The organism is Cytobacillus stercorigallinarum, from assembly GCF_014836495.1.
Classification (GTDB): Bacteria; Bacillota; Bacilli; order Bacillales; family Cytobacillaceae; genus Cytobacillus; species Cytobacillus stercorigallinarum.
The window spans coordinates 244,633-256,784 of sequence record NZ_JACSQT010000003.1 but is presented as its reverse complement, the minus strand read 5'-3'; the positions used below and the strand labels follow the sequence as shown (position 1 = coordinate 256,784).

The window sequence follows — 12,152 nt, the reverse complement described above, 5'->3', positions numbered from 1 at the left end:
AAGAACGAAGGGCAAATTAGGTAGGATATTCAGTTTGTTGAGCAAACAGACGAAATCGAAGTAGATAGTGGATAGTGTTGGAAGAAGGGGATATTCGCACTCAGGGGGGTGAACCCGAACTGAGTGCGTAGCAAAGAATTGTGTGCAAGTCGAATTCGCGTAAAAGTAATGAGGGAGAGGAGAAGGATTAAATCCAGAATACAAACAAAAGAAGGGAAAAAATCAGCAAGAAGTGTGAGCAAAAGGGAAAAGCCCACACAAGTGGAATCAAAATGAAGAGGAAGTGTGGTCAAAGAGGAAAAGCCCACACAAGTGGGATCAAAATGAATAAGAAGTGTGGGCAAAAGGGAAAAGCCCACACAAGTGGAATCAAAATGAAGAAGAAGTGTGGTCAAAGTGGGAAAGCCCACATAAGTGGGATCAAAATGAATAAGAAGTGTGGTCAAAGAGGAAAAGCCCACACAAGTGGGATCAAAATGAAGAAGAAGTGTGGGCAAAGTGGAAAAGCCCACACAAGTGAGATCAAAATGAATAAGAAGTGTGGTCAAAGAGGAAAAGCCCCCACAAGTGGGATCAAAATGAATAAGAAGTGTGGGCAAAAGGGAAATGTCCACTTAAGAAGGTTTGAAAAACCACAAGTTGTGTTGGTAAATGAGGATTACACCCATAAGAGGGAGAAGTGCACAAATGTTACGTAAACAAAAAAATACAGAGTTTGCGATTATAAATAGAAAAACCGCCAACAAAATGATTGTCTTCCTAGAGTATGAAATAATCAAAAATCTACACTGTGAGTTTGAGGTTACACGCAAAAAAATTCGTCTAACTCAACTAAGTATTCTATAGCACATCATCCCAGTGGAGATTGTTGTGAAAAGAAAATCTAGATCTACTCCCATTATTTAAATGACTTCTTCTAAATTGTAAACTCTCTATTAACTATTATAAAAATTTTCTAACAAATGTAAATATCTATTAAATGGTTTGTAAATAATCGGTAAATCCGTCATTTTTCGGCGATTGTCATGATACACTCTAGGCAAATAAAGCGTTAAATACAGCCGATGAATTTGGAGGATGCTAATGGCTCATTTCATGTTTATTCGAGGCAATCGCAATAAGAGGCTTTTTCATGATATTGGGGCTGAGTTGGAAGGAAAAGGTCATCAAGTTCATTTAATCCAGCTTGAATTAAATGAGTTATTAATGAAAACGACCATTCCAACCGTTTTTTTACCTCATCATGTGGCGAAAGAGGAATACCCGATTAGTGACGAGGAGTTAATGGATCTACAGATATATAATATTACTTTTACAAAAAGAGTACTGCAAAAGGAGATCCCGCTAAGTGAGCTTAGGATGTATAAGCGGTACATGGCAGCACTAGATCACCTGCTTGATAGACACAACATAGAAGTTATTTGCTTGTTTAATGGCTATCACTGGATTGACCAAATATGCCGTTATTTAGCAAAGAAGAAGGGTTTGCGGACGTATTTCTTTGAAGATGGGCTGTTCAGACCGTATACGATTACGTGTGATCCGAATGGGATTAATGCCTGTTCGAGCGTCCCGAGAGACTTCTCTTTCTATCAGGATATTGAGGTTGACCGTCCGCGTCTGATGAAATATATGTTCCGCCCTGAGGAAACATCACTTAAGCAATTAAAGAGGGAAAATTTACTGAAAGTTGCTTCAGCAAAACTATTATCAATGGCAGGGTCACTTTTGCGTATCCATCCAAACTATTTTGCTCATATTAATTTCTGGCAAGGACTCAAATATTTCGTTCATAAGAAATGGTATAGCCGAAGAAAAGAAGATGAGGTTGATTTGCGTGGTGAATATATCTTTCTCCCGTTTCAAGTGTCTCGTGATACGCAAATCTTTTATCATTCACCACATATTCAATCAATGGAGCAATTACTAGAGATTACTTTAAAAGCGGTGGAACAATATAACCAAACGTATCACAGGCAAATTAAAGTCATTGTAAAGGAACACCCTGAAGACTTATCACGACAAAACTATCAATCATTGAAGAACAAATATACAAATGTACAATTTGTTCAGAAATATCGGATGGACAAGCTTTTGAAGGCAAGCTTAGCTGTGGTAACGGTCAATTCAACGGTAGGAATAGAAGCGCTTGCTCACTACAAGAAAGTGATTACATTAGGAGATGCCTTATACAATATTGACCCACTTGTAGAAAGATGTCCGCATCCAGATCTTTTATATCAAAGTTTGCAAAAGTCATTATCGACTCCTTTATCTATAGATAAAATTGAAAAATTTCTCTATTATTTACGATTTCATTATCAAACAGAAGGTGTGCTTAATCGACCTAATAAACAAACAGCCAAAAATTTAGCGAATAGATTAGAAGATTATGAGAGAGGTGTATTGGATGAAAGCGATTGGAATCATTCCCGCAAGGTACGCATCGACTAGATTCCCAGGTAAACCACTTGCGCTTATTGCTGGCGTTCCAATGATTGAACGAGTATATCGCCAAGTGTGCCAATCGAAAGAATTAGAGCGTGTCATTGTCGCTACTGACCATGAAGAAATTAAGCGAGTAGTTGAATCAATCGGGGGTGAAGCGATATTAACAAGTGCCGCCCATGAAACGGGCTCTGACCGTATGGCTGAAGTAGCATCCAATATAGAAGGTGACTTTTTCATTAATATTCAAGGAGATGAGCCCCTCATCCAGCCTACCTTGATTGATGAGATGGTTCGAACCTCTCGAAAAGAGCAAAATAGGGCTGTAATTACCGCTATGAAAAAAATTGATCGCCCTGAAGATATCACGGACCCAAATGTGGTAAAAGTCGTGACAAATAAGGAAAATGAAGCACTCTACTTTTCGAGAGCACCGATTCCTTTCCAAAGAGGAGAAAAAACTGATTATTTCAAACATATTGGCGTCTATGGTTATCCACGAGAAATATTAATGAGATTCGTTATGCTCCCACAAACACCGCTTGAACAAGCAGAAATGCTTGAGCAACTGCGGCTGATAGAAAATAATATCATGATTAAGATGATTGCAACAGATGACCCGTTTCACGGTGTAGACACGAAAGAAGATATTCAAAAAATAGAAGAGATTCTAGGGGGAAAACAGTATGTCTAAAACAGTCAGATTAAATGATGAAATCGTATTTGGCGGTGAGCGTCCTTTTGTATTGATTGCTGGACCATGCATGTTAGAAAGCAAAGAAGTAGTGATGGAGACAGCGGCAAGATTAAAAGAAATTACATCCCATTTAGGCATTCCATTTATCTTCAAAGGGTCATTTGATAAAGCCAATCGATCTTCTATTTTTTCCGAAAGAGGGCCGGGACTTCAAGCGGGATTAAATATGTTAGCGAATGTAAAGGATGCCTTTCGCATTCCTGTGTTATCAGATATTCATGAACCTAGCCAAGCAGCACTAGCTAGTCAAGTGCTGGATATTATCCAAATCCCAGCCTTCCTTTGTAGACAAACAGACTTGCTTACTGCTGCAGCGAAAACAGGAAAAGTCATCAATGTAAAAAAGGGACAATTCCTCTCTCCTAATGACATGATCAATGTTGTGACAAAGTTAAAGGAAGCAGGTAATGACCGTATTTTACTTACAGAAAGAGGCTCAACATTTGGCTATAACAATTTAGTTGTTGATATGCGTTCATTACCAATGATGAGAGAAATGGCACCAGTTGTATTTGATGCGACACATAGTGTGCAAATTCCAGGGGGCAATGGTACGAGTACAGGAGGAAAGCGTGAATTTGTTCCTTACTTATCTCGTGCCGCGGCAGCAGTTGGTGTAGATGCCATTTTTATGGAGGTTCACCCTAACCCTGATAAAGCGTTATCTGATGGACCGAATATGGTGAAATTAAGTGATGTCGAACAAATCTTAAAACCGATTGTAGCCATGGATTGTTTATTAAAAGCGTCATCCTATGCAGGAGGGAATGAGCATGCTGAATATGAAAACGAACCAGCTGGATTATACTAATCACGTGATTTCTGTATTGGAAAAAGAAGCAACAGCTATTATGCAGTTAAAAGATCAAATCGGTCCACATATTAATGAAGCGATTGCCATGATTCTCCAATGTGAAGGAAGAGTGGTTATTACAGGCATAGGTAAATCAGGCATAATTGCCAGAAAAATCAATGCTACGATGGCGAGTACAGGTACACCTTCTATTTTCCTTCATCCATCGGAAGGGTTGCATGGAGATTTGGGGATGGTTACGGCTAAGGATGTAGTGATAGCGATATCAAATAGTGGGGAATCGGAAGAAGTATTACAGCTCATCCCGTCCATAAAAAGAATCGGTGCGAAAATGATTAGCATTGTGAAAAACCCATTATCGACATTGGCTAGAAAGTCAGAGATTGTCCTTTGCATTGGCAATGTAGTGGAAGCCTGCCCACATGGTTTAGCTCCTACAACGAGCACGACGGTTACTTTAGCTTTAGGAGACGCTTTAGCCATTGCCTTACTAGAAGCAAGAAACTTTCAGCCAGAAGATTTCGCCGTCTTTCATCCAGCAGGCTCATTAGGAAGAAGATTATTACTTAAAACAACCGATGTGGTTGCTAATACCCGCAAAAACCCGATCATTGCGACACATGCAACTGTTCAAGAAGCACTCTTCTCGATGACTTTACAAGGGATGGGCGCGATCAGTGTCGTCACAGAGAAAAATGAATTATTCGGGATTTTAACAGATGGCGATATTCGGAGAGCATTTGCGATGACGAATACAATACTCGAGGAACAAGTCCTTCAGTATTGTAACCCACAACCGTATTATCTGACAGAAAACCATCTCGCTTCTGAAGCGAAGACATTAATGGAACAGCATAAAGTAAATGTGCTACCGATTGTCAATGACAAACATGAGCCCGTAGGTATGATTCATATTCATGACCTTATGCATCTTGGGTTGTAGGAGGCACACTGATGAAAAATATTCGCTTAATCGTGTTAGATGTTGATGGTGTGTTAACCGATGGCAAACTCTTTTTATCGAGTAGTGGTGAAGAACTAAAGGCATTTCATGTACATGATGGCATGGGAATAAGCTTAGCGAAGTTTGTTGGGATAGAGGTCGCGATTATAACAGGCCGACGATCTGCGGCGGTTGAGAAACGAGCTGCGGAACTGAACATCAACCATGTGCAGCAAGGTGTGAAAGATAAAGTATCCACCCTTTTGCAATTAGCGGGTGAACTAGATATTGATGTGAATCAAATGTGTTATATCGGTGATGATCTGAATGATATAACAGCAATGAATATGGTCGGGTTAGCAGCATGTCCAGCAAACGCGATTGAGGAAGTGAAGCAAGAAGCGGAAATCGTTGCGGAACGGATGGGTGGCAATGGTGCAGTACGGGAGATTATTGAATCCATTCTTCGTCAAAGTTTTGATTACACGGCTCTTGTAAAGGATTTTCTTAACCAACAGGCGGTCAGACAGTAAGGAGTGTTTCTTTTGAATAGCTGTGCAATTTGTGAAAAACAGCTCGCTCATAAGCGTGAAGTAATTTATAAAAATGATCGGTGGATGCTTGTTGCGGTTGAATCAAAGACTGCATTAGGCTATTTACACTTGGAAACGAAGAGGCATATTGAACATTGGAGCGATTTAAACGAGGCAGAACAGCATGACTTTTTTCAGATCATCAAAGTGGTCGAAAGCGCACTGAAAGAAGTAATTGGCAGTGAACGTTTATATATGACTTCAATGAACGAACTTGTACGGCACCTTCATTTTCATCTTATCCCACGCCTAAAAGGGAGCGCTAAGCATGGGCTGCCATTCATTTCAGACGTCATGGGTGGAGCAGCAGCCACCTCTCTTAAGGAAGTGGATTGGGACGAAGGATTAAAAACACATTTCGTACATGTATAAAGGAAGGAGGTATTGTACGTATGGGTTGGAAAAAAACAATAAAAAAAAGTTTAAAACAACTTTCACTAAATAAAGGGAACGAACAAAAGCCATTTATTGAAATGGGAGAGAATTGGAGCAAAAGTGAGGCATTGCCTGTCGCTTTTATGTTCGGCTTTAATCCTTGGAAGAGGGAGCATAGCAGCAAATTTTTCTCGGAATATCGCACCGCGTTTGTTTTTGGACAAGGGGATTTAAAAAGATTGCAACCTTTCATCAAAAAGGCATCTCAGGTAGTATTTATCGTCTGGGGATTTAAAGAACCTGAAGGGCTAACTGCTTATGCAGCTAAGAAAGGTATTAAAGTCCTGCGTGTGGAAGATGGTTTTGTCCGCTCAGTAGGCTTAGGTGCAGCCCATACGTTTCCTTTATCCATCGCTGTTGATTCAAAGACGCTTTATTTCAATGCTCGGCAACCATCAGACTTAGAAGAATTATTAAATACTTACGAGGTATCAGTGGAATTGTTGCAGCGAGCAAGAAAATGTCGGCTACAGCTTATTGAACAGGGCGTATCAAAATATAACCATACTGCGCAAGCTGATATCAATAAGATATATGGTGAGAAAAAGTCAAAGCGGATTTTAGTCATTGGGCAAGTAGAAGATGACGCATCCATTCAATATGGACTAGAAGCGAAAATGACCAATAATGATCTCGTTCGTGCGGCTGCAAAAGAGCACCCAGAATGTGAAATCATTTATAAACCACATCCCGATGTTCTTGGCGGATATCGTAAGGCGTTTTCTAATCCGATGGACGTGACCGATGTGGCGAAAGTTGTAACTGAACCGCTTGGTATCGTTGATGCGCTCCAGACGATTGATCATGTGTACACAATGACTTCTCTTGTTGGCTTCGAGGCGCTTATTCGCGGTATACCAGTTACTTGTTACGGATCGCCATTTTATGCAGGCTGGGGCTTAACAACAGATAAGCAACCTAACGAGAGAAGACAACGGAAACGTACGATTGACGAGTTATTTGCGATTAGCTATCTTGTGTATCCGCGCTATATGAACCCGGATACCGGTGAACATATTCAATTAGAAGAAGCAATGAAAATCTTAATTAGACAACGTGCAGAAAGTATGGAGCTAGAGGGTGATAAGAAAAGACAAGCACTTGCCTTTTCTGAAGCTGAACAATTATATAAACAAGCATTAAATTTAGTTTATCAACCTGGAAGAGAGCAAGTGTATATTGAACTTTTAAATGATGCGAGACAATATGAAAAATGCTTGCAACTAATCGAAGAAAAACAGCAACAGAGCAGCTTACCTGACCCTCTCCATTGTGAAAAGGGCATTGCTCTTGCCGGTATTGGAGATTATCAGGCAGCACTTATCTCCTTATTAAAGGTAGAGAAAAAATCTAAGCGGCAAATGCTTGCTTTAATCAGATTACTATGGAAGATTGAAGGTCCATCAGATAGGTTATTACATGCAACAGAAGAGACGTTAAAAATGTTGGATGTCGATTTTTCTAGAGAAGATATCATGCAATTTGCAGCCATTCTTAATCATTGCGGTCACCCCTATAAGGCGAAACAGCTTTTACGAGAGAAGCAAATAGAACCAATAGAGGTGCCTTATCTTTCTTTGGCAGTCAATTTTGATTACGATCAATCAAACGCCTCCACTTATAGTGAGAAAGTGGTTGTTAATCAATTGATTCAATCAGAAGGCCGTTTTCAACAACTGCTGACCACGCATAAAAAGGTAGGGATTGTACTAGAAGCGACGTCACAAGAGGCGCTGCATCATTTCTGTCAAAAATTTGATAGCGTAATTTTTGTTACGCCACCATCCTTTCCATTGATTGATCGGAACAGTTCATTCATTTTATTTGGTACCATTCATCCTGAATTGCATGAGCAGGTGAACTTATCACAGGTGGAATTATTATTATGTAATGAACCTGGTCTCCTTCATCGCTATCCGCATGGCTCAGATTATATGCGTACACTGATTGAACGAGGAGTGGAGTTACAGTCTTACCCACAAGGTTTGTATCGTGAGCTAGTTAATCAACTGGGCAGAAAACCAAGCGATTGTGAATTATTACTCTACTGGGTCGTTCAACAAACAGGAGAAAAAATAGGCGAGGAACAAATTCTATATTCAGGTAGCAGTAAAGAGAAGGATATGCTCAAATCCTACATCGTAGAAGGTGTCTTACAGTGAAAAAATGGCGAGGGTTAGCAAAGAAAGGTGTTAGGAAAGTAAACGAGATACGGCAATATACAAAAACTGTTCGCCAGGTAAAAAGGAATAATGAAACAAAACCTATAGCGTTGGCATTCTACTTTTCTCATTGGAAACAAGAGTGTGTGAAAGAATTTTTTCGTGAATATGAAATTATTTTTATCCCCCATACTTTTACTACTGTATTTTTACACGGGTTGCTTCGCATAAACAGGGAAAAAGTATTCTTAATATGGGGATCTAAACAACATGTCCAACTGGAAGATATCGCCGAAGCCTATCAAGTTCCTATCTATCGTGTAGAAGACGGCTTTGTCCGCTCTGTTGGTTTAGGGGCACTGCATACTTTGCCATACTCGTTATGCATAGACAAAACAGGTATTTATTATGATAGTACCCAACCAAGTGACTTAGAGCATTTACTCAATCATCATCAGTTTGACCAAGATATCCTAGATCGTGCAGCGCACATCATAGAAGAAATAAAAGAAAATGGCTTAAGTAAATATAACCATCTTTCACATAAAGATGTGAATGTAGTCTACGGCAGGAAAATGAATAAACGGATATTAGTCATTGGACAAGTAGAAGATGATGCTTCGATTTTGATGGGAGCGGCCAGTCGATGGACGAACAATGACCTTGTCCGCTTAGCTCGGGAGGAAAATCCTCATGCACAAATTATTTATAAGCCGCATCCTGACGTACTATCCGGCAAGAGGCCGTTGCAATCCAATCCAAAAGACGTCTCTCATCTAGCACAGATTGTCAGCGAACCAATTAGCTTGCATGATTCACTAAAAACCGTCGACCATGTTTATACTATTACTTCTTTATCCGGTTTCGAAGCGCTTATGAGAGGCATTCCCGTTACAACAGTTGGAGCCCCTTTTTACTCCAACTGGGGCTTAACAGATGATCGTCAAATGGTAGCCAGAAGAAAGCGACAACGTACACTTGTTGAAGTATTCGCTGCCGCCTATTTACTTTATCCCAAATATATGAATCCTACTACCAAAGAGCCAATCACTCTAGAAGAGACAATTCGATTGATTAATGAAGAAAGGAATGCGCCTGTTCACACTTAATGGTGCGTTCCTTCTCGCCCCATCCTCTTTCTCAGGGATCTTCGTGCCCCTTCCCGCCACTGCTTCACAGCAGATATAGACACCCCCTCTTTAAGGGCAATCTCTCGAATCGAGTAATCATACATGAGCGTATACCATACCCACTTAAACTGCTTCTCCGTCAAACACCCTCGACAAATCCGCAAAAACTCTAACTCAACAGTAGAATCATCGCTCACTTCATCACTCGCCACCAATAACCAAAACTCTTCCTCTGCCACTACCCATCGCACTGAATAATTAATCGACCGCTTCAACTCATTCAACAACTTCCCCCTCACACAAGCATAAGCATAACTAATAAAAGGCTTCCCCAACCCTTCATCATATCGCTCCCATGCCTCCCACAAAGCAATCACAGCCACCTGATAATACTCCTCTTTCTCCCGATAAATCCCCAAACTCCTCATAATCTTAAAAATCATTGGCTCATACGACTGAAGCACAACCTCAAACTCCTGCACCCACCATCATCCTTATAGGAAGCGCGCTTACCGGTTTTTTCCTAGGTAGGGGTAGTTTAAGTGGTGGGGGTAGGGGAAGGCAAAGGAGAGGAAAGCTAGTTTTATAGATTTTTTTGTTTGTATTTTAGTAAAAAAACCAAATTTTAATTAATATCCTCTTGTTTTTATTAGTTTTATAAAAAACTTAAGAACTGTTAAAGACTGAGCTATACTTCTAATTGTAATTATTTCTCTTTAATACATTAAAAAGTAACTATATGTTATAATTTGAAAATGTGATTATTTTCAAATGTCGGTTTTATAAGGGGTGATGGGAAATGCTAGATTTTTATACCTATGATAAAAGTAATGAAATGATTTTGAATGACGGATATTGCGATTTTAATGGAAACACAATATTGTTGAAAAAAAGAGGAAATATAAACCATAAATACTATATATACAATCGTAAATCTGAAAAGCCTGTCATTGTGAAAGATATTGATCCTATGACTATAGTTAGCGTGGAAGAATTCTCTAAATTTAAGATAATATTTTATGTTGATACACATCATAAATTATCTTTTGTAAAAACTAAAAAGCATAAGACTTTAAGTGAGCGGGAAATAATAGATAAAGTAGAAAAATCGCCTTTCGTTAATATTAAAGTTTTTAATCTTTTTCAAAGTATTATTTTTATTGGTTTATTAAGATTTCGAACATATTCATATAAAGATGTAGAACTTTCCTTAGGTTATAATAAAGCTCAAAATTTAAAAGTTCATTTTCTCTTTCCTAAATTCTTAAGAGAGATGTTTTCAATGAATACAAATAAAATAGCTCTGTTAACTCATATATTTTGGTCGAGAGCTCCATTAGCTCATATTAACAAGCAGTATACTATAGATAGTAATATTAATGTGCCGGTCTTTATTAAAGTCATAAATCAAAAATTTAATTATTACTTTAATCTAAAGGGAAATACTAAAGATAAATATCACAAAAGACACTATTTATTTAATACTCGCTCTAGTAGAGTACTAAGGAATAATATTGAGATATTTGTTAGAAAATCTATAACCGGTCAATTTGTAATAGTCATCACTAGTGAATTAAAAAATAGAATTAAATTCATCGAGTCAATTGCGTATTTGTTTAGCTTAATAAATAAAAATAAAAGAATATACAATATATATTTTGAGAAATTTTGTGAGGGCGCTTCTGAATCAGGTTTTGAATTATTTAAAAGGGCAGTTAAAAAAGATAAGAATTCTGTTTATATTCTTGATAAGAAAAATAATAACTATGACATGCTGAAAAAAAGCTACCCAAGAAATATATTTGCTAAAAATTCTTTTTCAGCATTTTATCGAATATTTTTAGCAAATAGCTTTATATCGTCAGATTTAGTTACACATATACAAAGAAGGTTATATGATAATGACCAATTATTAAAAAGGAAAATTCTTTTTAATAAAAAGAAAATATTTTTACAACATGGAGTTTGCTTAGCAACTAATGTTTTTGAGAGAGGGTACTATAACACAAGGGTTCCAATTGCGCCTGATTTTATAGTTGTGAATTCGGAATTTGAAAAGGGAAAATTTCTTCATTATACTAATTATTCTAGTAATGAATTAATAAAAACGGGGCTCCCCAATTTAGATCTTTACGTGGATTCTAGAGACAAAATAAAAGATGAAATAACTTTTTTATTAACATGGAGACCTTGGGACTTAACAGGAAAATTAGAGAAACATAGTTATATTTCAAGGTATATCCAATTCATAGAGATGATTGAAAATAATAGTTTTTATAAAGACAAAAAAATTAATATTGTTTTACATCCAAAGTCAGAAAATATCTTAAAAGCCCAATTCCCATCAATTTATCATAAAAATGAGAAATACCTATACCAAGGAGATATAAAAGAAGCTTTGTTGAAAACAAAGGTTCTAATTACTGATTATTCTTCTGTTTCGTTTTATGGATTTGCTGGGGGAAGTAACGTGCTCTTTTTTTGGGGAGATAAAATTTTAGCAGAAAAAGAATACGGAGCTCCTAATATATTGCAAAAGAATATAGCATTTGGTGATATAGCATATAATTTTGAAGATATACATTCATTGGTTTTGGAAAATTATCATAATCCCCAAAAGGAATTATACGTGAAAAAGTATAGAACGTTAGTGGAATATCAAGATGGTAATAACACAGAAAACACATATAAATATTTATATGATAAAATACTAAGTCAAGAAGTTGGAACCGAAAGTTATAATTATGTTATAGAAAACTAGAATATGTGAGACATAACTAATTTATCTATGTCCAAAGGAAAACTGCACCCCAATTGTTAGGCACAATCTAACAACTGGAGATGCAGTTTCTCTATGGTCAAAATTAATG

At 37.7% G+C, this 12,152-nt stretch carries 11 protein-coding genes; 10 read left to right on the top strand and 1 reads right to left on the bottom strand.

The window, feature by feature from the left end:
- Positions 1–272 precede the first annotated feature (272 nt).
- The 9 genes from H9655_RS09240 to H9655_RS09200 all read left to right on the top strand — a co-directional run bounded on the left by H9655_RS09240 (position 273) and on the right by H9655_RS09200 (position 9,261).
- On the top strand, positions 273–698 hold the full coding sequence (locus H9655_RS09240) for a hypothetical protein (protein WP_191813211.1): 426 nt from the start codon (positions 273–275) through the stop codon (positions 696–698).
- Between the two features lie 385 nt (positions 699–1,083).
- A complete protein-coding gene (locus H9655_RS09235; RefSeq protein ID WP_191813209.1) occupies positions 1,084–2,454 on the top strand; it encodes a capsular polysaccharide export protein, LipB/KpsS family in 1,371 nt (456 codons plus the stop codon).
- On the top strand, positions 2,411–3,142 hold the full coding sequence (kdsB, locus tag H9655_RS09230; RefSeq protein WP_191813207.1) for a 3-deoxy-manno-octulosonate cytidylyltransferase: 732 nt from the start codon (positions 2,411–2,413) through the stop codon (positions 3,140–3,142). The genes H9655_RS09235 and kdsB overlap by 44 nt, the downstream gene beginning before the upstream one ends.
- Complete coding sequence (kdsA, locus tag H9655_RS09225; protein ID WP_191813205.1) at positions 3,135–4,016, top strand: 3-deoxy-8-phosphooctulonate synthase; 882 nt, start codon at positions 3,135–3,137, stop codon at positions 4,014–4,016. Before kdsB ends, kdsA begins: the two co-directional genes overlap by 8 nt.
- Positions 3,979–4,962, top strand: coding sequence for a KpsF/GutQ family sugar-phosphate isomerase (locus H9655_RS09220; RefSeq protein ID WP_191813203.1), 984 nt, complete (start codon positions 3,979–3,981; stop codon positions 4,960–4,962). Before kdsA ends, H9655_RS09220 begins: the two co-directional genes overlap by 38 nt.
- A gap of 11 nt (positions 4,963–4,973) precedes the next feature.
- A complete protein-coding gene (locus H9655_RS09215; protein ID WP_191813201.1) occupies positions 4,974–5,495 on the top strand; it encodes a KdsC family phosphatase in 522 nt (173 codons plus the stop codon).
- Between the two features lie 12 nt (positions 5,496–5,507).
- Positions 5,508–5,927: an HIT family protein gene (locus H9655_RS09210; RefSeq protein ID WP_191813199.1), complete on the top strand. Its 420-nt coding sequence runs from the start codon at positions 5,508–5,510 to the stop codon at positions 5,925–5,927.
- 20 nt (positions 5,928–5,947) lie between these two features.
- Positions 5,948–8,152: a capsular polysaccharide export protein, LipB/KpsS family gene (locus H9655_RS09205; RefSeq protein ID WP_191813197.1), complete on the top strand. Its 2,205-nt coding sequence runs from the start codon at positions 5,948–5,950 to the stop codon at positions 8,150–8,152.
- Positions 8,149–9,261, top strand: coding sequence for a capsular polysaccharide export protein, LipB/KpsS family (locus H9655_RS09200; RefSeq protein ID WP_191813195.1), 1,113 nt, complete (start codon positions 8,149–8,151; stop codon positions 9,259–9,261). Before H9655_RS09205 ends, H9655_RS09200 begins: the two co-directional genes overlap by 4 nt.
- On the opposite strand, the gene H9655_RS09195 is transcribed toward H9655_RS09200, so the two are convergent.
- Positions 9,258–9,764 (bottom strand): sigma-70 family RNA polymerase sigma factor, encoded by a 507-nt coding sequence (locus H9655_RS09195; RefSeq protein WP_318245463.1) that lies wholly within the window; start codon positions 9,762–9,764, stop codon positions 9,258–9,260. The genes H9655_RS09200 and H9655_RS09195 overlap by 4 nt on opposite strands.
- A gap of 317 nt (positions 9,765–10,081) precedes the next feature.
- Here H9655_RS09195 and H9655_RS09190 point away from each other — a divergent pair, with 317 nt between their 5' ends.
- Entirely contained in the window at positions 10,082–12,043 is a 1,962-nt protein-coding gene (locus H9655_RS09190) for a CDP-glycerol glycerophosphotransferase family protein (protein WP_191813193.1), read from the top strand.
- Positions 12,044–12,152: the final 109 nt, after the last annotated feature.

Coding starts and splice junctions, on each gene's coding strand:
- H9655_RS09240 (WP_191813211.1), top strand. CDS start 273: ATGAAGAGGAAGTGTGGTCAAAGAGGAAAAGCCCACACAAGTGGGATC.
- H9655_RS09235 (WP_191813209.1), top strand. CDS start 1,084: ATGGCTCATTTCATGTTTATTCGAGGCAATCGCAATAAGAGGCTTTTT.
- kdsB (WP_191813207.1), top strand. CDS start 2,411: ATGAAAGCGATTGGAATCATTCCCGCAAGGTACGCATCGACTAGATTC.
- kdsA (WP_191813205.1), top strand. CDS start 3,135: ATGTCTAAAACAGTCAGATTAAATGATGAAATCGTATTTGGCGGTGAG.
- H9655_RS09220 (WP_191813203.1), top strand. CDS start 3,979: ATGCTGAATATGAAAACGAACCAGCTGGATTATACTAATCACGTGATT.
- H9655_RS09215 (WP_191813201.1), top strand. CDS start 4,974: ATGAAAAATATTCGCTTAATCGTGTTAGATGTTGATGGTGTGTTAACC.
- H9655_RS09205 (WP_191813197.1), top strand. CDS start 5,948: ATGGGTTGGAAAAAAACAATAAAAAAAAGTTTAAAACAACTTTCACTA.
- H9655_RS09190 (WP_191813193.1), top strand. CDS start 10,082: ATGCTAGATTTTTATACCTATGATAAAAGTAATGAAATGATTTTGAAT.